This is a genomic window from Tateyamaria rhodophyticola, assembly GCF_047777875.1.
GTDB lineage: Bacteria > Pseudomonadota > Alphaproteobacteria > Rhodobacterales > Rhodobacteraceae > Tateyamaria.
The window spans coordinates 3,691,785-3,711,595 of record NZ_CP180519.1; the positions used below are offsets into that span (position 1 = coordinate 3,691,785).

Annotated in this window: 21 protein-coding genes; 11 read left to right on the forward strand and 10 right to left on the reverse strand. The window is 63.0% G+C overall.

Annotated features, from left to right (window positions below; translation table 11 throughout):
* Positions 1-70 precede the first annotated feature (70 nt).
* Positions 71-1,678, forward strand: coding sequence for a metallophosphoesterase (locus ACERHN_RS19740; RefSeq protein ID WP_415920717.1), 1,608 nt, complete (start codon positions 71-73; stop codon positions 1,676-1,678).
* 55 nt (positions 1,679-1,733) lie between these two features.
* Here the strand turns inward: ACERHN_RS19740 and rpsI are convergent, their stop codons facing one another.
* A complete protein-coding gene (gene rpsI, locus ACERHN_RS19745) occupies positions 1,734-2,222 on the reverse strand; it encodes a 30S ribosomal protein S9 (protein WP_415920718.1) in 489 nt (162 codons plus the stop codon).
* A 3-nt stretch (positions 2,223-2,225) separates the two neighbouring features.
* A complete protein-coding gene (rplM, locus tag ACERHN_RS19750) occupies positions 2,226-2,687 on the reverse strand; it encodes a 50S ribosomal protein L13 (protein WP_415920719.1) in 462 nt (153 codons plus the stop codon).
* A gap of 215 nt (positions 2,688-2,902) precedes the next feature.
* Between rplM and ACERHN_RS19755 the strand changes: the two genes are divergently transcribed.
* From ACERHN_RS19755 to ACERHN_RS19765, 3 genes are all read left to right on the forward strand, one after another.
* Positions 2,903-3,217 carry a hypothetical protein gene (locus ACERHN_RS19755; protein WP_415920720.1) on the forward strand — a complete coding sequence of 105 codons (315 nt, stop codon included), beginning with the start codon at positions 2,903-2,905 and terminating at the stop codon, positions 3,215-3,217.
* Positions 3,217-4,263, forward strand: a complete 1,047-nt coding sequence (locus ACERHN_RS19760; protein WP_415920721.1) for a hypothetical protein — start codon at positions 3,217-3,219, stop codon at positions 4,261-4,263. The genes ACERHN_RS19755 and ACERHN_RS19760 overlap by 1 nt, the downstream gene beginning before the upstream one ends.
* Before the next feature lie 96 nt (positions 4,264-4,359).
* Complete coding sequence (locus ACERHN_RS19765) at positions 4,360-5,100, forward strand: hypothetical protein (RefSeq protein ID WP_415920722.1); 741 nt, start codon at positions 4,360-4,362, stop codon at positions 5,098-5,100.
* Between the two features lie 6 nt (positions 5,101-5,106).
* On the opposite strand, the gene ACERHN_RS19770 is transcribed toward ACERHN_RS19765, so the two are convergent.
* Positions 5,107-6,522: a PLP-dependent aminotransferase family protein gene (locus ACERHN_RS19770; protein ID WP_415920723.1), complete on the reverse strand. Its 1,416-nt coding sequence runs from the start codon at positions 6,520-6,522 to the stop codon at positions 5,107-5,109.
* A gap of 95 nt (positions 6,523-6,617) precedes the next feature.
* Here ACERHN_RS19770 and ACERHN_RS19775 point away from each other — a divergent pair, with 95 nt between their 5' ends.
* Positions 6,618-6,851: a DUF1127 domain-containing protein gene (locus tag ACERHN_RS19775; RefSeq protein ID WP_415920724.1), complete on the forward strand. Its 234-nt coding sequence runs from the start codon at positions 6,618-6,620 to the stop codon at positions 6,849-6,851.
* Positions 6,852-6,914: 63 nt separating this feature from the next.
* Here ACERHN_RS19775 and ACERHN_RS19780 read toward each other — a convergent pair whose 3' ends face one another.
* The gene (locus ACERHN_RS19780) at positions 6,915-7,346 is read right to left on the reverse strand and encodes a PaaI family thioesterase (RefSeq protein ID WP_415920725.1); all 432 of its coding nucleotides are present in this window, start codon (positions 7,344-7,346) and stop codon (positions 6,915-6,917) included.
* A gap of 57 nt (positions 7,347-7,403) precedes the next feature.
* Between ACERHN_RS19780 and ACERHN_RS19785 the strand changes: the two genes are divergently transcribed.
* From ACERHN_RS19785 to gluQRS, 4 genes are all read left to right on the forward strand, one after another.
* Positions 7,404-8,189, forward strand: a complete 786-nt coding sequence (locus ACERHN_RS19785; protein WP_415920726.1) for an enoyl-CoA hydratase — start codon at positions 7,404-7,406, stop codon at positions 8,187-8,189.
* A gap of 293 nt (positions 8,190-8,482) precedes the next feature.
* On the forward strand, positions 8,483-9,835 hold the full coding sequence (gene trmFO, locus ACERHN_RS19790) for a methylenetetrahydrofolate--tRNA-(uracil(54)-C(5))-methyltransferase (FADH(2)-oxidizing) TrmFO (RefSeq protein ID WP_415920727.1): 1,353 nt from the start codon (positions 8,483-8,485) through the stop codon (positions 9,833-9,835).
* A gap of 106 nt (positions 9,836-9,941) precedes the next feature.
* Entirely contained in the window at positions 9,942-10,547 is a 606-nt protein-coding gene (locus tag ACERHN_RS19795) for a class I SAM-dependent DNA methyltransferase (protein ID WP_415920728.1), read from the forward strand.
* A complete protein-coding gene (gluQRS, locus tag ACERHN_RS19800; RefSeq protein WP_415920729.1) occupies positions 10,544-11,422 on the forward strand; it encodes a tRNA glutamyl-Q(34) synthetase GluQRS in 879 nt (292 codons plus the stop codon). Before ACERHN_RS19795 ends, gluQRS begins: the two co-directional genes overlap by 4 nt.
* A gap of 51 nt (positions 11,423-11,473) precedes the next feature.
* Here gluQRS and hisI read toward each other — a convergent pair whose 3' ends face one another.
* The gene (gene hisI / locus ACERHN_RS19805) at positions 11,474-11,833 is read right to left on the reverse strand and encodes a phosphoribosyl-AMP cyclohydrolase (protein ID WP_415922778.1); all 360 of its coding nucleotides are present in this window, start codon (positions 11,831-11,833) and stop codon (positions 11,474-11,476) included.
* An 89-nt stretch (positions 11,834-11,922) separates the two neighbouring features.
* Between hisI and ACERHN_RS19810 the strand changes: the two genes are divergently transcribed.
* Both ACERHN_RS19810 and ACERHN_RS19815 read left to right on the forward strand, forming a co-directional pair.
* Positions 11,923-12,375: an iron-sulfur cluster assembly scaffold protein gene (locus ACERHN_RS19810; protein WP_415920730.1), complete on the forward strand. Its 453-nt coding sequence runs from the start codon at positions 11,923-11,925 to the stop codon at positions 12,373-12,375.
* Positions 12,376-12,452: 77 nt separating this feature from the next.
* The gene (locus ACERHN_RS19815; protein ID WP_415920731.1) at positions 12,453-13,847 is read left to right on the forward strand and encodes a methyl-accepting chemotaxis protein; all 1,395 of its coding nucleotides are present in this window, start codon (positions 12,453-12,455) and stop codon (positions 13,845-13,847) included.
* 183 nt (positions 13,848-14,030) lie between these two features.
* On the opposite strand, the gene ACERHN_RS19820 is transcribed toward ACERHN_RS19815, so the two are convergent.
* The 5 genes from ACERHN_RS19820 to ACERHN_RS19840 form a co-directional block, all read right to left on the reverse strand.
* Positions 14,031-14,159 (reverse strand): hypothetical protein, encoded by a 129-nt coding sequence (locus ACERHN_RS19820; RefSeq protein ID WP_415920732.1) that lies wholly within the window; start codon positions 14,157-14,159, stop codon positions 14,031-14,033.
* A gap of 101 nt (positions 14,160-14,260) precedes the next feature.
* On the reverse strand, positions 14,261-16,348 hold the full coding sequence (gene recG, locus ACERHN_RS19825; protein WP_415920733.1) for an ATP-dependent DNA helicase RecG: 2,088 nt from the start codon (positions 16,346-16,348) through the stop codon (positions 14,261-14,263).
* Positions 16,345-18,462, reverse strand: a complete 2,118-nt coding sequence (ligA, locus tag ACERHN_RS19830; RefSeq protein WP_415920734.1) for an NAD-dependent DNA ligase LigA — start codon at positions 18,460-18,462, stop codon at positions 16,345-16,347. Before ligA ends, recG begins: the two co-directional genes overlap by 4 nt.
* Before the next feature lie 159 nt (positions 18,463-18,621).
* A complete protein-coding gene (gene ctrA / locus ACERHN_RS19835) occupies positions 18,622-19,341 on the reverse strand; it encodes a response regulator transcription factor CtrA (RefSeq protein ID WP_415920735.1) in 720 nt (239 codons plus the stop codon).
* Between the two features lie 100 nt (positions 19,342-19,441).
* Positions 19,442-19,720 carry a DUF1153 domain-containing protein gene (locus tag ACERHN_RS19840; protein WP_415920736.1) on the reverse strand — a complete coding sequence of 93 codons (279 nt, stop codon included), beginning with the start codon at positions 19,718-19,720 and terminating at the stop codon, positions 19,442-19,444.
* Positions 19,721-19,811 lie beyond the last annotated feature (91 nt).

A 19,811-nucleotide genomic window follows, 5' to 3' on the forward strand; every position in this document is an offset into this window, starting at 1 on the left:
ACGTCACATTTCCCTTTGTAATTGTTCCGACGCATGCAACGCTTCCCGCATTGCACGAAAGGATGATTACATGAGACGTATTTTTGCGCTGCTGGTGGGCGCGGTTGCCGGGTTGGGCGCGCCTGCGCATGCCAACGACGAGGTCTATGCCGCGTGGACGCAGGTTCTTGGATCCGCAGCCAATGGCGCAGATGTATCGGGTTTTGTCGATCTGAACCTGTCGCTGCGGGTGGTGATCACGACCGACCCGGATGCGGCCTGTCCGCAATTCGCCGCACGCATCACCCGTGGCAGTGTCACGCGCACCGAGGCGCTCCGTTTTGACAAGCGGACAAACTCGCCCGACGCCGCCTCGAGGCACCCATCGCCGCACACGAAATTCCCCGTGATCGTGTGCGAAACCACGCCGCCAGCCGACGCGACCTCGATCGCTCTGGTCAAAAGCGTGACGGACGACACCACGGCAATCACCTTTTCCCAGAGCCAGGGCAAACCCGTGGTGCTGGCCGGTGCGGCCAGTGTCGGGGCCAGCGGGCCGCCAACCTTTGTTGCGTTCGGCGACACCGGGTGTCGCGGTTTCCGCAGCCACCGCGGCGTGCAAGATTGCGATTCCGCGAACATGTCCGACAAGAACATCACGCAGTTCATGTTCAAGAAAGTCACCGAACTGGCCGCCGCCGAGCGCCCGGAATTCGTCGTGCACCTTGGCGATTACCGCTATGACGATGAGCGCAAGCAAAAGACGATGGACATGTGGGACAGCGACTTTTTCGAGCGGGTCCGCCTGGGGCTGCTGGCGCAGGCGCCTTGGGTCTTTGTGCGCGGCAACCACGAGGATTGTTCTCTGGCCGGGCTTGGTTGGTTCTACTTCTTTGCGCCGTCCGAGGGCAATTGCAGCGGCACCGGCATGAGCGACACGTTCTATTTCGACGTGGCGGACCGGTCCGCCGGGATGCAGGATCCGCACCGGTTCATCGTCATCGACACAACCGCATCCTGGGGATCGCACTCCAACCGTCATCAGGCCGCAATGACCGACATGGCAGCAGCCGTGACGGCGGCCAACACGGTCAATTGGGGGGCTGCCGGGCCAAGCGCCTGGTTCCTGATGCACAAACCGCTCTGGGCGGTGGATGATTATCCCAACCCGCCGGCACAGGCCGATCCGTTCACCGGCAGCCTCTTGCGCGCGGTGATGTCGCGCAATGGCCCGGCGGCGTGCAAGGCCTATGACCACACCACGTGCGGGCTGAAGGCCGTGCTTGCCGCGCACCTGCATATCTTTCAGAACGCGATCACACCGCAGGCCGCGCTGCCGCAACAGATCGTGGTCGGTAACAGCGGCGTGCGTATGGACCCGACGATCAAATCGGGGCGGATCGACGACCGCTATGTGTTCGAGGGCTGCACGCAAGGCGTGGACCCGCTGGGCTTTGGGACGGGGCGCATGCAGACGGTTGTGCTCAATGCCCAGGGACGGGACGATGTGCGCGATGCAAACGGCTATGTGACCAGTCGGATCGACAACAAATCCTTTGGCTTTGTGCATTTCACCCGCGACACGTCCGTCGTCCCCTCGGGGTGGGCCGGGGTTGCGCATTTCACCGGACGCCCATCGCAACCGCTCAAGACGCTGGCCGATCTGGGCACAGGCTATGTCGCCTGCGAACACAACTGAACGAAAAAGGCCGCCCCGGATTGGAGCGGCCTTTGCCATGTCTTGGAAATGACGCTTAACGCTTGGAGAACTGGAAGCTCTTACGCGCCTTGGCCTTACCGTATTTCTTACGCTCGACCACGCGGCTGTCGCGGGTCAGGAAGCCTGCGGCTTTCAGAGCGCCACGCAGGGAGGGGTCGTAAAGCTGGAGTGCTTTGGACACGCCGTGCTTGACCGCACCGGCCTGACCGCTGAGACCGCCGCCCTTGACCGTGGCGGTCACGTCGAACTGGCCTTCGACACCGGCAACCGTGAACGGCTGCGCCAGGATCATCTGCAGAACGGGGCGGGCAAAGTACTTGTTCATGTCCTTGCCGTTCACGGTGACCTTGCCCGAACCGGGCTTGATCCAGACGCGGGCGACCGCATCCTTCCGCTTGCCTGTCGCATAGGACCGGCCCAGCTCGTCACGGACGGGCTCGCGCGGTTCCATCTCGACCTCAACCGGGGCGGCGTCGCCAGCCACAGCTTGCAGGTCTTCGAGTGTGTTGATTTCGTCAGCCATGTCTTATGCGCTCCGCGTGTTCTTCTTGTTCATGGATGCGACATCCAGAACTTCGGGGCTTTGTGCCTCGTGCGGGTGCTCGGACCCGGCATAGACACGCAGGTTGGTCATGATCTGACGGCTCAGACGGTTGCCGGGCAGCATCCGTTTCACAGCCAGCGTCACGACACGCTCGGGGTGGGCCCCTTCGAGGATCTGCGCCTTGGTGCGCGACTTGATCCCGCCGGGGTGGCCTGTGTGCCAGTAGTGGTTTTCTTCACGCTTCTTGCCGGTCAGCTGGATCTTGTCAGCGTTGACGACGATGACATTGTCGCCACAATCCATGTGGGGCGTAAAGGACGGCTTGTGCTTGCCACGCAGGCGCATGGCGACGATCGAAGCAAGACGGCCCAGCACCACGCCTTCGGCGTCGATGATGATCCATTTCTTGTCGATGTCCGCAGGTGTTGCGGTATAGGTTTTCATGTGTGCATCCGAATTCAGAGGGACGTTCAAGATTGCGCGGTTATATGGAGGGCATTCAACCACGTCAACGCGCGAAACAGACTAATAATCATTGCAAAACAATCACTTGAAATTAAGGTATTATTATACCCCATCATGAAACGCCCTGATCTTGCATTTTGGCGCGCCCACCGTCAGAACCGGACACAGACGCCCACCCACCCGCGAGGTGCCCCATGGAACAGTTGATCGGCCCTGTGCTTGCCGGAGTGGTGCTGATGCTGCTGTCGACCGCATTTGGCATCCCGATGATCCGCAAGATGGTGATGGTGCACGAGGCACGCCATGAATTGCGTGTCGGCTCTGCCGGGTTCCTGCGCAATCTGGCGGGGTGGTCGGTGATTGGCTTCTGGCTTCTGGCCACATGGTTTGCGGCCACGGTGATCGGCGACTGGGGCTATACCGGGGATCTGGACGGCGCGATTGCGCGGTCTTGGCTGCGGCTCCAGATCGTTCTGGAAATCGCCGCCGCACTGGCGCAGTCCGACTGATGCAAAGCCCCGAAATCATCCAGAAAGAGCTGCAATGCAGCAATTGTGCGGGTCAGCGGCTGTATGATCCGGCGCAGCAATGCCTTGTCTGCGACAGCTGCGGCACGCCGGAACGGCTCGAGACGCCTGACGATCACCTGGCCGAGGCGGAATTCCCCTATGACCCAGATGCCGGGACCGAAGACCCGCGCACCACGGATGCACAGGTGGTGCATCACTGCGAAACCTGCGGCGGCGATGTGGTGTTTGTCGGTCAAAGCCTGAGCGAACGCTGCGCCTATTGTGACGGGCCGGTGGTCCTGCGTCAGGGCGACAGCGCGTTCGAGACGATGGCGCTGATCCCCTACCGTGTGCCGCGCGCCACCGCGCAGGAGGCGGTGACCGCATGGGTCGGCAAACGCTTTGCCGCGCCGAATGATCTTGCCGGGATCGTGGGCAAGGGGCGCGTGGCGGGCATATACGTGCCCTTCTGGACCTTCGACAGCGAGGAAGCGGTTGAGTATTGGGCCAACTACACCGAGCGGCGCGGCAAACGCGTGACCCGGCGGCGCACGCGCGGCAACATGCGGGTGTCGTTCAATGACCTGCTTGTGCCGGCCTCGCCCCATGTCACGCCCCTGATCCGGGATGGCATCCTGCACGAGTTTGACCCGCGCCGCCTGCGTCCGTTCCGGCCCGGCTATATCGCGGGGTTTGCCGCCGAGCAGCATCACCAGACGGTGGCGGAGGGCTTGAAGGCGAATGCCGACGACAAGGACCTGCTCCTGCGCAACAAGATCAAGCGGGATGTGGGCAAATCGGGCGTGCACAACATCCGCTATCACACGCACACCAGCGGCATTCATTACCGCCGCATCCTGCTGCCGGTCTGGATCCTGCATTATACCTACGAAGGCCGCGCCAAGAAGGTGGTGGTGTGCGGCATTGACGGGCGTGCCTATGGCGAGCGGCCGTTTTCGACGTGGAAACTGGCCGCGTTCGCCGCCCTCGTGTCGGCTGCCACCATCGCGTTTGGCCTGGCGTGGGGGGCTGGCGGGTTGCTGTAATCTGCAACAGCGGGCCACGAACTGACGCCGGGCGGTTGCCACATCCGCCATGACGCGCAATCAATGCGTATTCACGGCCAAGGCAGGCATTTCATCATGAAGATCATCATCGCAAGCCCCTATGCCACGGACAATTGCCTGTTCGGGTACACCAACACGGTTGCGAAATTGTCGGTGCTGCTGTCCGAACGGGGCATCGCGTTTGATTATTACGCCGTGCGCTCGTCCGATGTGGTGCTGAACCGCAATGTCATCGCGCACAGCTTTGTCGAACGGTCCGATGCCACGCATCTGCTGATGCTCGACACGGATATGGAAATCGAGATGCGGGTGTTCGAACACTACCTCGAATCCGGACATGATTTCATTGGCGCTGTCTATGCGCGCCGCAAGCTGGACCTCGAGGCGTTCCATGCCCATGCGCAGGCGGGCAAAGATGTGGACACCGCCAAGGCGCTGGCCTCCGATTACCCTGTGCGCCTGCCCGAGGGGCAGTTGCGCTATGGCAATGCGTTTGCGCCGGTCGAGGGGATCGGCATGGGCTGCGTCCTGATTGCCCGGCGCGTGTTCGAAGAAGTGGCGCGGCAAGGGCACGCGCCCGAAATTCACGACACATTGGCCACGCTGTTCGGCATCGGGGACCGGTATCGCAACTATTTCGGGCTGATGCGCGGCGACGACGGGTCCTACACGTCCGAGGATTTTTCGTTCTGCAAACGGGTCGTGGACACCGAAGGGGTTGATATCATGGGATATATCGGACCCGGTGTGCACCATCTGGGTCAGTTCCGATACTCAAGCCCGTTTCAGAACGTGCTGGCCAACGCCAGCAAGTAACCCGGCTCAGACGCCGATCACATCCGGCGGATTGTTCAGCAGGTCGCGCAGGCGCATCAACCCAGCCTCGAAACTGTCGAGGCTCAGCCCCGCATTGATCGCAAAGCGCACTGCGTGCGGCGCACGCGCGTCGCGGCAGGCGTATTCCTCCGCCGCCCGGATGCGCACCCCCTGCCCCTCGGCGGCCTGCACAAACGCCCCGGCCCGCCACCCTTCAGGCAGGCGCAACCACAAGAACGGCACGTCCGCACGCCAGGTCAGATCAAAGCTGCCCAGAATGTTCACCGCACGCTGCACATATGTCCCGATGCCAAGGCGCGCGGCCTCCATGACCGGCGGCAGATCAGGATGCACCAGCAACGCGGCGCACAGGTCCGTCAGCGGTGTGGCGAGGCCAAAGAACGAATATTCGGACGTCCGGCGCAGTGCGGCGGCCTGCCCCGGCGGGGCCACGGCAATGCCAAGGCGCAAGGCGGGCGTGATGGATTTCGAAATCGACGAGATGTACCAGCTGCGCTCGGGTGCGAGCATGCGGAACGTGGGCGCCTGCGCCTCTCCCAACCGGTAGCAATCGTCCTCCAGGATTTGCAGATCGCAGCGCCGCGCCACATCCACCAGCGCCGCGCGCCGGTTCTGGGGCGTAAATCCCAGCGTCGGGTTGTGCACTTCGGGCGAGATACACAGGATCTGCGCATCATGGGTGCGCGCGGCGGCCTCGAGCGCCTCCGGGATGAGGCCGTCCGCATCCATCGCCACCGGAATCACATCCGCGCGCAGCAGCTCAGCCGCACGGCGAAAGCCGGGATATGCCAGTTCTTCGACCAGCACGGCGGGACGCCGCCCCTGCAACAGGGTCTGAAAGATCATCAGAATGGCGTTCTGCCCCCCATTGGCCAGAACCACGTCATCCGGGCCAAAAGACCCCAGCGGTGCGGTGCCCAACCACTGCACCGCCGCCGCGCGCGCAGGCTGACCGCCCGAGCGCGTAGGGTAATGCATCAGCCCCGAGGGCGGGTCCTGCGCAATCTGCGCCATCAGCTTTCGGATCAAAGGGGCCTGCCCCACGCTCGGCAAATGCGGCGAAAACAGATTGACGTGCCAGCTTTGCGCTTCGGCATTGTGCGTGGCGCTGTCGACCTCAAGCGGGACATCCGCCAGCAAAGGCGTCTTGCTGTCGGGCCTCGCCACGAACGTGCCGCGCCCGACTTCGGCCACCAACGCGCCGTCATCGGTCAAAAGTGTATAGGCGCGGGCCACCGTGCCCGGTGTGATCCCCAGCTTCCACGCCAGATCGCGTACCGGGGGCAACTTGTCACCGGGACGCAACGCGTCTGTCGTGATGGCGTCACGGATCGCCTGCATGACAGTCTTGTATTTCGGTCCCGGCGCATCGAGCAGGTCAGGCCGCCAAATTGTATCCATTACAATGTTTCCCTAGCGTCGGTCGAAACGGTATTGTACCCATTTACTCATGGCAATACCGCCACATTGTGTCAATACAATTTAGGAGATTTCCCATGGCACAGCAGATCCAATCGCCCCTGTCCCACCTTGCGTACCTGACGGCCCAGAACCGTATGCCGGTCGCATCCGTCGTGGCGCTGCGTGTGGCGGTGCTGCTGTCGAAATGGGCCACGCATCGCCGCACGCGTCTGGCGCTCAAAGACTTGCCAGAGCACCTTTTGCGGGACGTGGGACTGACACGCGCCGAGGCTGATCATGAGGCTCGGCGGGTGTTCTGGCGGGTGTGACATCCCCGTGGCACCGCCAGACCTCTTCCTTGCGGCCGGGTTACGTCCCGGCCGTCTTTTTCGTTACAGATCGACGCCCTGCGGTGGGATGGCATAGGTCAGGCTGGCCCGCGCCACCGGCGCCTCCATCCCTTCGGAATGTATCAATACATCTGTAACCGAAAGCTGCCGCCCCAGCTTCAAAAGCCGCCCCGTGCCCAGCAAATCGACCCCCGCGGCAGGCTTGCGCATGAAATCAATGGAACAATTTGTGGTCACCGCCAGCGCACGTGGCCCGATCCGCGCCAGCGTCGCGATATAGGCCGTCACATCCGCCAGCCCGAACATAGCAGGCCCCGACACGGTGCCCCCGGGCCGCAAATGCCGCTCTCCAACATTGAGCCGCAGCACCACCTGCGCCTCGCTCACCTCTTCCACATGGAACTCTCCCGCGACCTCCAGAAACGCAGTCTCCAAGAATGCGTTCATGTCGTCGGCGCTCATCACAACGGACATGCTTTTCCTTCCTTCCCCATTGACCTAGGGTTGGCCGCAAATCTGCGGGAGGACAAGATGGCACTTCTGGAACGTCAGGTCACGGGGGCTGTCGCGCACCTTAGGTTGAACGCGCCCGAACGGCTCAATGCGCTGAGCGAGGAGATGCTGGCCGCCCTTCATGGCACGCTGGATGACATCGCCAAGGACCCATCGGTGCGCGCCGTTGTCCTGTCCGGCGCGGGCAAGGCGTTTTGTGCCGGTCACGACCTCAAGCAGATGACCGCCGGGCGGCAGGCCGAAGATGGCGGGCGCGCCTATTTCACCGACCTCTTTGACCGGTGTACGGCAATGATGACCCGCATCCGCACCCTGCCCCAACCCGTGATCGCGCAGGTGCACGGCATCGCCACCGCCGCCGGCTGCCAACTGGTCGCCACCTGCGATCTGGCCGTGGCCGCCCATGGCACACGGTTCGGCGTCAACGGCGTGAACATCGGCCTCTTCTGTTCAACCCCCATGGTCCCGCTCAGCCGCAACATCCCGCGCAAACAAGCGTTCGAGATGCTGACCACCGGCGATTTCATCGAAGCGGAGAAGGCCGTGGAGTTGGGCCTGATCAACCGGGCGGTAGCGCCCGATGCACTCGCCGATGAGGCCACGGCGCTCGCCGAACAGATCGCCGCCAAGCTCGCTGCGGCCGTCAAGATCGGCAAATCCACCTTCTACGATCAGATGGAGCGCCCCGTCGCAGACGCCTATCAGATGACCCGCGACGCCATGGTCGAAAACATGATGCACCGCGACACCGAGGAAGGCATTAACGCGTTTCTGGAAAAGCGTGCCCCGAACTGGACACAGTAGCGGCGGGTTCCCGCCATGGGTTTCGGCGGAAATACGCCGAAAAACAAGGGGTTTCGGCCCATCGTTTCGCATCCTGCACCAAACAGTTTCCAACTCTGCCCTAGCGAATTGGGCGGAAATGGGGCACAACTGGGGCACGGTTAACAACCGATGACGATTTGGGTCGCCGCAGGTCCCTAGGTCCCTCCAGATCAGCCTCTCACTGATCGACCTTCCGACGCGGCGACCCCAAAACTCCCCCCTTACATCCGATACGCGTTGCGCCAAATGGCCCCGTGCCCTACATGGCCCGCATGGCAGAGACATTACATATCGTGGGCGGCGGCATGGCCGGGTCCGAAGCGGCGTGGCAAGCGGCAAATATGGGAGTGACCGTGGTCATTCACGAGATGCGGCCCAAAGTTGGCACCTTTGCACATCAGACAGGGCTTTTGGGCGAGATGGTGTGTTCCAACTCCTTCCGCTCGGATGACAGCGAACAGAACGCCGTGGGCCTGCTGCACTGGGAAATGCGGGCGGCCAACGGTCTCATCATGGCCACGGCGGACAAACATCGCCTGCCCGCCGGTGGCGCGCTGGCCGTGGACCGCGATCCGTTTGCCCAATCCGTGACCGATGCGCTGACCGCGCACCCCAATATCAGCGTGGAGTACGGCGAAATCACTGCACTGCCCGAACACGGCCACTGGATCATCGCCACCGGCCCTCTGACCTCCTCCGCGCTCGGCCAGGCCATCGCCGCGGAAACCGGAGCCAAGGCGCTGGCCTTCTTCGACGCCATCGCGCCCATTGTCTATTTCGACAGCATCGACATGGACGCGGCATGGATGCAGTCCCGCTATGACAAGGGCGAGACCGAGGAAGAGCGCACCGCCTACCTCAACTGCCCCATGGACAAGGCCCAGTACGAGGCCTTCATCGACGCCCTGCTGGCCGCCGACAAAACCGAATTCCACGAGGGCGAGACCGCAGGCTATTTCGACGGCTGCCTGCCCATCGAAGTCATGGCCGAACGCGGCCGCGAAACCCTGCGCCACGGCCCTATGAAACCCGTGGGCCTGACCAACCCGCACGCACCGGATGTCAAACCCTGGGCCGTGGTACAGCTGCGCCGCGACAACAAACTCGGCACGCTCTACAATATCGTCGGCTTCCAGACCAAGATGAAGTACGGCGCGCAAGCCGATGTTTTCAAAATGATCCCCGGGCTGGAGAATGCGCGCTTTGCGCGGCTGGGCGGCATCCATCGCAACACGTTCCTGAACGCGCCGACCCTGCTGACCGACGACATGCGCCTGCGCTCGCGCCCGAACATCCGCTTTGCCGGACAGATCACCGGCGTCGAAGGCTACGTCGAATCCGCCGCCATGGGTCTGCTGGCCGGGCGCATGGCCGCCAGCGATATCCTGGGCCAGTCCCTGCCCATCCCGCCCAACACCACCGCCATGGGGGCGCTCATCACCCACATCACCGGCGGCGCAGAGGCCAAGACGTTCCAGCCGATGAACGTCAACTTCGGCCTCTTCCCCCCGGTCGAAGGGCTGCGCGGCGGACGCCGGGGCCGCAAGGACCGGTACAAGGCCTATACCGACCGCGCAAAAACCGACTGGCACGCCTGGCTCGCCCCCCAGGCCAAAGCCGCCTGACCGCCTGTTTCTTCTGGCTAAAAATACCACGGGGTCTGGGGCAGCGCCCCAGTCCGGCGCCGCAACACACTTTACGGCGCCGCATCTTGGCGCATACCTTGCCGATATGACCACATTCCTCGACAAGGCTTACACCGCCCGTGACGCCACAGCCACCCGCGCCCTCTATGACGACTGGGCCGCCAGCTACGAGGCCGAAGTGGCCGAAAACGGCTATGCCACGCCCGCCCGCTGCGCCGAGGCGTTGAAATCCTTTGTCGACGATCCTGCCGCACCGATCCTCGATTTTGGCTGTGGCACGGGCCTGTCAGGCCTTGCCCTGAAGCTGGCGGGCTTTGACACCATCGACGGCGTCGACCTCTCAACGGAAATGCTCAACGCCGCAGCGGCGAAAGGTGTCTACCGCGACCTCCAGACCATAGACGCCGGCGCCGCCCTGCCGCGCAGTGACTACACGGCCATCGCGGCCATCGGCGTGATCGGCGCGGGCGCGGCCCCCATCGACGTGCTGCACCTCCTGATGCGCGCGTTGCCGTCGGGTGGCAGATTGGTGTTTTCCTTCAACGATCACGCGCTCGAAGACCCCGCCAACGAAGCAGGCATTGCCGAATGGACGGATTGCGCCGCCGCGCGGCTCCTTTTCAAGGAACACGGGCCCCACCTGCCCGGCATTGACCTGGGATCGACCGTCTACGTGCTTGAAAAAGCGTGACATTCATAACCCGCTTCGCCCCGTCGCCGACGGGCCCCTTGCACCTCGGGCACGCCTATTCGGCGATGCTGGCCCATGACATGGCCCGCGCGGCCGGCGGCACCTTCCTGCTCCGGATCGAAGATATCGACACCACCCGCGCCCGGCCGGAATGGGAACAGGCCATCTATGACGATCTGACATGGCTGGGCCTCACCTGGGACGCCGCACCGCTGCGCCAATCGGACCGCACTACTGCGTACACGGCCGCGCTTGAAACACTCTGGACCGAACGCGCCCTGCTTTACCCCTGCACATGCGCGCGCAAGGACATCCGCGCTGCCCTCAGCGCACCCCAGGAAGGCGCGACACCGGCCTTTGGCCCGGACGGCGTGATCTATCCCGGCACCTGCCGCGACGCCACACGACGCGCAGGACCAATTCCCACAGACACGGCCCTGCGGTTGGACATGCAAAGCGCATTGTCCGCCATCGGCCCCACCCCCGTGGCATTCACCGAAACCGGAGAACCCACCGGCAGACAAGCAAAAACAGTGACCTGCACCAACCTCATCTCAGAGGTCGGTGACATCGTCCTGTCGCGCAAGGATTTCGTGGGCTCCTACCATTTGTCCGTCGTGATGGACGACGCAGCCCAGGGGATCACCGATGTCGTCCGCGGCGCCGACCTCTTTGATGCAACGCAGATCCATGTGGTCCTGCAACGCCTCCTCGGGCTGCCCACCCCGACTTACCACCACCACAGGCTGATCCGCGATGATCAGGGCAAGCGTCTGGCCAAACGCGACGACGCCCGCGCCATTGCCCGCTACCGCGCCGACGGCGCTACGCCGCAGGATATCCGCCGCATGGTCGGCCTGCCGTCTCTGTTCTGAAAAATCCTCGGGGGTGAGGGCCGCATGGCCCGAGGGGGCAGACAGCCCCCTTTACACCATCGGCTGCATCGTCTCGACCTCGGGCCCGTCCGTCACATCGGTGTAAAAACACGACCGCCGTCCCGTGTGACATGCAGGTCCCGTCTGACGCACCTGCACCAGCAGGCAATCGCGGTCGCAATCGACCGCCATCGACACCAGCTCCTGCACATGGCCGGATGTCTCGCCCTTGATCCAGAACGCCTGCCGCGACCGCGACCAATAGGTGACCCGCCCCGTCTCCAACGTGCGCGCCACGGCCTCCGCATTCATCCACGCCATCATCAGCACCTCATGGCTGTCAGCATCCTGCGCAATGGCCGGCACAAGGCCGCGGTCATCATACCGCAGGGTGGCCGGGTCAAACGGGATTGGATCTGTGGACTGTGACATGCGAAAACCCTTTTGCTTCGCTGCGATGCGCGCTTATGTAAAAGGGATCAACCCAGAGGACCAGAGCCATGCCGGCCGATACCGACCTGATCAAACTGTATTCCAACCGCATTCTTGCGTTGGCCTCGGATATTCCGCACCACGCGCGGCTGAGCGACCCGGCCGCCACGGTCAAGAAACGCTCGCCGCTCTGTGGCTCCGCCGTGACCGTGGACGTGACGGTCAAGGACGACCGGATCAGCGATTTTGGCCAGGATGTGAAGGCATGCGCACTGGGTCAGGCCGCTGCTGCCGTTACTGGTGCCGCCGTCGTCGGACGCAATCTGGCCGAACTGCAGGCCGCGCGTGACGCGCTGCGTGCCATGTTGAAATCGGATGGCCCGGTGCCCGCTGCTCCGTTTGACGGGTTCGAAGTGCTGGAGCCTGCGCGCGATTACAAAAACCGGCACGCCTCGATCCTGCTCTGTATCGAGGCCACGACCGAAGCCATGGAACAGGCCCTGCAATCAGACTGCGCGTAACCCGCGTCAAGGTTAGTCAAATGTGAAGGTTTCGCCGCTAGCACCTTGTTGCGACAACAGGATGCGAAGGGTCTTTCATGACGGATCAGGCGATGGTGCCGCGAATGGCGGAGATGGACGGGCTCGCACGGGCGGCGTCCAAAATCGGGTTTGAAATCGTCGACATCGCCGGTGTGCTCGATCTCGTCGATGCCCAAACACAGGAACAGAGCAGTGCGTTGGGCACGCTCGAACAGGGCGCGCAACAGATCATGGACGCCAACGGGACGGTGCGCAGCTCGGTCGCGCAACTGACCGAAAGCGCGGCACAGGTGACCGAGGACGTCACCGCATCCGGCGCGCTGGTGCGCGAACTGGGCACGCAATCGCGCGAGGTGGCGAGCTGGGTACAGGAACTGGCGGAGCGCAGCGATACGGTCAGCAGCACGCTCAAGGCCGTCAAAAGCAACAATTCCCAAATCGCCGCCATCGCGATGCAGGTCAACACGCTGGCCATCAACGCCAAGATCGAAGCCGCCCGCGCAGGCGAAAGCGGCAAGGGTTTCGCAGTCGTGGCCGAGGCGATCAACGAACTCAGCCAGCAGACCCGCTCTGCCGCCGATCAGATTTCCGGCAATATCGAAACGCTGACCGCATGGATCGCCACTCTTGGCACGGAAGCACGCGATATTGCCGACACCGCATCCACAGTGTTGGAGCAAAGCAACACGACCGATCAGGCTCTGAACCGCACCGAAACGGCCATCGCGGCCACCACTGCGCAGGCGGACCGGATCGCCGACGAAGCGGAACGTGTTTCGCTGGCCGTTGATGAATTCGTGCCCAACTTTTCCCAGATCAGCACCGCAATCGCCGGCACGTCCAAGGGGATCGCACAGGCGCATGTCCGTGTCGAAGGGTTGGTCGACACCTCGGAGGAGATGGTGCAGGCCACCGCCGCTCTGGGCGGCATGACCGACGACGCGCGGTTCATCGAACATGTGCAACGCATTGCCGCAGATGTCTCCAGGACGCTGGAAGCGGCGCTGGCCAATGGTCAACTGACCGAAGCACGGCTGTTTGATCGCGCGTATCAGCCGATCCCCGGCACCAATCCGCAACAGGTGCGCACCGCCTACCTGCCCTATTTCGACAAGGTCCTGCCCGCGATCCAGGAACCCGCCCTCTCGTTCGACCCAAAGGTCGTGTTTTGCGCAACCGTGGATGTGAACGGCTATCTGCCCACACATAATCGCAAGTTCTCCCATCCGCAGGGCAATGATCCCGTGTGGAACACGGCGCACTGCCGCAATCGGCGCATCTTTGATGACCGCGTCGGGCTAAAGGCCGGGCGCAACACCGCGCCCTTCCTGCTGCAGATCTACCGCCGCGACATGGGTGGCGGCGAATTCAAGATGATGAAGGACCTTTCAGCCCCGGTGCGCGTCAACGGAAAACACTGGGGCGGCGTGCGCTTTGCCTATACGTTCTGAACACGGTCTGACCAAAAAAAACGCCGCACATCCAAAGGGATGGCGGCGTCAGGAAAGCTCTCTCGCGCGGGACAGATCCGGGAAACCCTGAGGCAAACAGGGCGCCAAAGACAGGCAGAGCCTTTGGCGGGCGCCAATTTGGGACGGGCGCAAAACGGATCGACGCAAGGTCGCAGGCAGAACTCAGATCAATTGAGGCAGGTGCAATCCGACAACCAGGATCACCATCAATGCAGCCGCACCCACCGCATCTTCGAGCAATGTGCCCTGTGTGCGGGTTGCGATGGCTTTGATCTGGCGAAGTGTTGTCATCCTGGCATCTCCCTCATTCGAGTTGCCACTTTGTTCTCATATTGCGCGGCGCACGTAAAGAACTTTTTAAGAACATTTGCGAACTTTTTAGAACAAACGGGCTAACCCACTGAAATCAAACGGATCGCTTCGTCCTGCCGCATCAGCCACAACAGAACACGCGCCGCCTCTCCGCGCGGGCTGCGTAATCCCGGATCGTCGGCCAGCAAGGTGCGGGCATCACTTTGCGCGATGGCCATCAGACCGGCCTGCCGCTCCATGTCCGCCACCTTGAACCGCGGCACACCGGACTGCGCGGTGCCGATCAGATCGCCATATCCCCGCATCTCCAGATCAGTTTCCGCAATGCGGAACCCGTCTTCGGTCTCGCGCAGCACCTCCAGCCGCCGCCGCCCGGTCTCCGACAGGGGCGATTGATAGAGCAGCAAACAGGTTGATGCGGCTTCGCCCCGGCCAACCCGCCCTCGCAACTGGTGCAACTGCGCCAGACCGAATGTCTCGGCGCGTTCAATGACCATGATCGTCGCGTTGGGCACGTTCACACCCACCTCGATCACCGTTGTGGCCACGAGAACGCCGGTCTCGCCGGCCTGGAACCGTGCCATCGCCGCGTCCTTTTCCGCAGGCGGCATCTGACCGTGCACAAGTCCCACGCGCCCCTCGCCGAGCACAGCGCGCAACCGTTTGAACCGCTCTTCTGCCGCCGTCAGATCAACGGATTCGCTTTCTTCCACCAGCGGACACACCCAATAGCATTGCCGCCCCGCTTCCATCGCCGCGCGCAACCGCTCAATCACTTCGTCCATGCGCCCGGTGCTGACGAGCGCCGTCTGGATCGGTTTGCGACCGGGCGGCTTTTCGTCCAGCACCGACACGTCCATATCGCCATATTGCGCCAGCGCGAGGCTGCGCGGGATCGGCGTGGCCGTCATCACCAGCACATCCGCCGCCCCGCCCTTTTCCCCAAGCGCCAGCCGCTGGCGCACACCAAACCGGTGCTGTTCATCGACAATCGCAAGGCGCAGATCGGCAAAGGCCACGTCCGCCTGAAACACCGCGTGCGTGCCCACCAGAACCTGAATATCCCCCCGCGCCAGCGCCGCCAGTTTCGCCCGCCGTTCCGCTCCCTTGTCCCGCCCGGTGAGCAGTTCCAGCACGACGCCTGCCTCTTCGGCCAGCGGCTGCAACCCTTCGAGATGCTGGCGCGCGAGGATTTCCGTGGGCGCCATCATCACCCCCTGCCCTCCTGCCTCGACCGCAGTCAAAAGCGCCATGAACGCCACGAGGGTCTTGCCCGCGCCGACATCGCCCTGCAACAACCGGTTCATCCGCTGCGCGCTTGCCATATCGGCGCTGATTTCGGCAATGGCGCGGTCCTGCGCCCCCGTCGGCGCATAAGGCAACGCCGCGCGCACCCGCGCCTGCAACACGCCGGTGCCCTTTGACGCGATCCCGCGCACGCGCCGTTCGGACGCCCGCGCCAGCGCCAGTGTGAGCTGATGTGCCATCAACTCGTCATAGGCAAGGCGTGTCCGCGCGGGCGCCGTCGCGGCCAAATCCTCTTGCGAGCCCGGCGCATGGGCCAGCGCCACGGCCTCGGCAAAGCTGGGCCAACCGGCTTGTGCCGCCTGCGCGGGATCAATCCATTCCGCCAGCTCCGGCACCCGGTCAAGCGCACTGCGCGTGGCCTTGTACATGGTCTTTTGCGTCACACCGGAGGTCAGCGGATAGACCGGTTCAAACGGCGGGATGTCCCCCGCCTCTTCCGGCGGCAGGATGTATTCGGGGTGCACCATGTTGGCGATCCCGTCGAACAATTCGACCTTGCCGGACACGACACGCGCCGCCCCGGTGGGCAGCACCTTCTGGAGATAGTCACTGCGCCCGTGGAAGAACACGAGTTGAAAGCTGGTCTGCGCGTCTTCGACATGGATGCGGTAGGCCCCGCCCCGCGACCGGGCCGGCATGTGCGGGCCCACCTGTACCTTGACCGTCAGTGTCGTTGGAAACGCGGCCCCCTGCACCGTGTCACGCAACGCGCGGTCCACACCGGATTGCGGCAGCGTGAACAACAGATCACGCGGCGCGATCACACCCAACGCTTCAAAATGCTGCGCCGTTTTTGCGCCCACCCCGGTCAGTGTATCGAGCGCGGCAAAGAGCGGAAACAGAACCTCGGGACGGCTCATAACGCGCCGATCAGCTCCAGCCAGCCGTCCTCATCCAGCGTTTCGATGCCCAGCGACGCGGCCTTGGTCGCCTTGGATCCCGCGCCAGGTCCGGCGACAAGCAAATCCGTCTTGGCGCTAACCGATCCGGAGACCTTGGCACCAAGCGCTTCGGCGCGCGCCTTGGCCTCGGCGCGGGTCATCTTTTCGAGCGTGCCGGTGAAGACAACGGTTTTGCCCGCCACGGGGCTGCCATCGGTGTCGGGGCGCGCAGCCTCTTCGATGTCGAGATGGGCGATCAGGCGGTCAATGCTCGCGCGTTCCGCATCCTGCTGGAATGTCGTGGCGAGCGACCGGGCCATGACCGCGCCGACCCCGTCAATGGACAAAAGGTCGTCCCACGCGGCATTTCCCTCTTCGGCGTCGCGCATCGCGTCGCTGAACGCGGGCCATGCGCCGTAGTGCAGCGCCAGAAGGTTTGCCGCCGCTTCGCCCACATGCCGGATGCCGAGGGCAAAGATCACACGGGCGAGACCGATGCGGCGTTTGTCATCGATGGCGTCAAACAGGTTGGTGGCCGACTTTTCCCCCCACCCTTCGCGGTTTTTCAGCTGTTGCAGCCCACTGCCATAGCGGTCGCGCAGGGTGAAGATATCCGCCGGTTCCGCGATCCAGCCATCGGTGTAGAACTGCTCCACCTGTTTGGCGCCCAGCCCTTCGATGTCGAAGGCGGCGCGGCTTACGAAGTGTTTCAGCTTTTCCACCGCTTGCGCGGGGCAGATCAACCCACCGGTGCAGCGGCGGATGGCATCGCCCGGCTCGCGGATTGCGGCGCTGCCGCATTCGGGACAGCGCGCCGGCATCTCGAAGGGTGCTGCGTCCTTTGCCCGTTTGGACAAATCCACGTCCGCCACCTTGGGGATCACGTCGCCCGCGCGGTACACCTGGACCCAGTCGCCGACGCGGATATCCTTGCCGTCGCGGATCGTTTCGCCCTTGTTGTCGCGCCCGGCGATATAGTCTTCGTTGTGCAAGGTCGCGTTCGACACGACCACGCCGCCGACGGTTACTGGTGTCAGGCGCGCCACCGGGCTGAGCGCGCCGGTGCGCCCGACCTGGATGTCGATCGCCTCAAGACGGGTCCAGGCGAGCTCGGCCGGGAATTTATGCGCGACCGCCCACCGGGGCGTGGTGGAGCGGAACCCGAGACGGCCCTGCAACCCTAGATTGTCGACCTTGTAGACAACGCCGTCGATATCATAGCCCAAGGTGGCACGCTGCGCTTCGATCTGGCGGTAATGCGTGATCATTTCGGCCGGGGATTCGCACAGCTGCGTGAGGGGATTCGTCTGGAACCCCAGCTGGGCCAGCCGATCAATCGCGCCCTTTTGCGTGTCCGCGAGCGGTGCGGACAGCGCCCCCCACGCATAGGCGAAAAAGCGCAGCGGGCGGGACCGGGTGATGTCGGCGTCCAGCTGCCGTAGCGATCCGGCGGCGGCATTGCGCGGATTGGCAAACGTCTTTTGACCCGCCTCCGCCTGACGCGCATTCAACGCTTCGAAATCCGCGTGGGACATATACACTTCGCCCCGCACCTCGAGCAGATCCGGCGCATCCCTGAGGCTCTGTGGTACATCGTCGATGGTGCGCGCATTCGCGGTCACGTTCTCACCCACAGAGCCATCGCCGCGGGTTGCCGCCTGAACCAATTGCCCCTGCTCATAGCGCAGCGACAAGGACAAGCCGTCGATTTTGGGCTCCGCCGTGTAGGCGAGCGGCGCGTCCCCCGCCAGGCCCAGATATTTGCGGATACGTTCGTCAAATTCGGTCACGTCATCGTCGTCAAACGCGTTGGCCAGCGACAGCATTGCGACCGCATGCGTGACCTTGGAAAACCCGTCCGCGACCGGAGCGCCCACCTGCTCGGACGGGCTGTCGTCCCGTTTGAGGTCTGGAAATGCGGCCTCAATCGCCGCGTTGCGACGCTTGAGCGCATCGTATTCGGCATCGGACAATTCAGGAGCGTCTTCGGTGTGATAGGCGAGATTGGCGCTGCGCAACAGGTCCGCGAGACGCGCCAGTTCCTGTTTTGCCTCATCAGCGCTCAGCGCATCAGGTTCGATCTCTGCGGTCACGGGCGCATCCCTCGGGGTTGGTATCAGTGACAGAGATAAAAGTGCGCGCGGGCGGGGTCCACCCTTTGCAGTGCTTGCCGCGCTGATGTGCGCCATGAAAAAGGCCAGCGGGGCGAATTGCCCGGCTGGCCCATGTTGCCTCGCGGCGGTGGATGCGTGTCAGGCCCCGATGGCCATGCGTTCATCATCCGTCGCCTGTGCCGGTTCCGGGTCCCGCAGGACATATCCGCGACCCCATACCGTTTCGATGTAGTTTTCGCCGCCTGTCGCGGTGCTGAGCTTCTTGCGCAACTTGCAGATGAACACGTCGATGATCTTCAGCTCGGGTTCGTCCATGCCGCCGTAAAGGTGGTTGAGGAACATTTCCTTGGTCAGTGTGGTGCCCTTGCGCAGCGACAAAAGCTCCAGCATCTGGTATTCCTTGCCGGTCAGATGCACCGTCTTGTTGTCCACGCTCACGGTCTTTGCATCGAGGTTCACGGCAACCTGGCCCGTATTGATCACGGATTGCGAATGACCCTTGGACCGGCGGATGATCGCATGGATGCGCGCCACCAGTTCCTCACGATGGAATGGCTTGGTCAGGTAATCATCCGCACCAAAGCCGAACCCCTTGATTTTATTCTCTGTATCGTCGGCACCGGACAGGATCAGGATGGGTGTTTCGATCCGCGACATGCGCAGTTGGCGCAGCACTTCGTGCCCGTTCATGTCCGGCAGATCGAGATCCAGCAGGATCAGGTCGTAATCATAGAGCTTGGCCAGATCTATCCCCTCCTCACCCAGATCCGTCGCGTAGACATTCAGGTTGGCATGGGTCAGCATCAATTCGATGCTCTTGGAGGTCGTGGGATCGTCTTCAACAAGCAGGACACGCATCAGGTAGCTCTCCAGGTTTCGAGGTAACATTGCTCTGACAGCACTGTGACTTGAAAACGTTAACCACACGTTACCCCTGTTGAAACCATATCAAGACAACTTAAAGTTGTCTATATTTTTGAACACTTGTCGCCTTCAGCGCATCTTCGCCATGGTTGGAGACCGCGCGCACCCACTCGGCAAATTCGTCCCCGCTGATCCCGTAGCGTTCAAGCGCCGCCTCTTGCGAGATCAACCCGTAAAGCACGCCGCGCACCACAGCCGCCTTGCGCGAGGCAACCCACCGCCGGGTGTTCAGCGGCGGCAGGTCCGCCTGCGTCAGAACCGTTCCATCGGGCAAGGACACCGCACGCGGGCCATCGACTTTCTTCAAATACATCACACTGCTCTTTCACATTTGAGCAGAGGATTGGTCACCCGCTTTAAGGCCGGGTTAAGCGGCCTCTTGAGACTGTGTCGGATTTTCATAT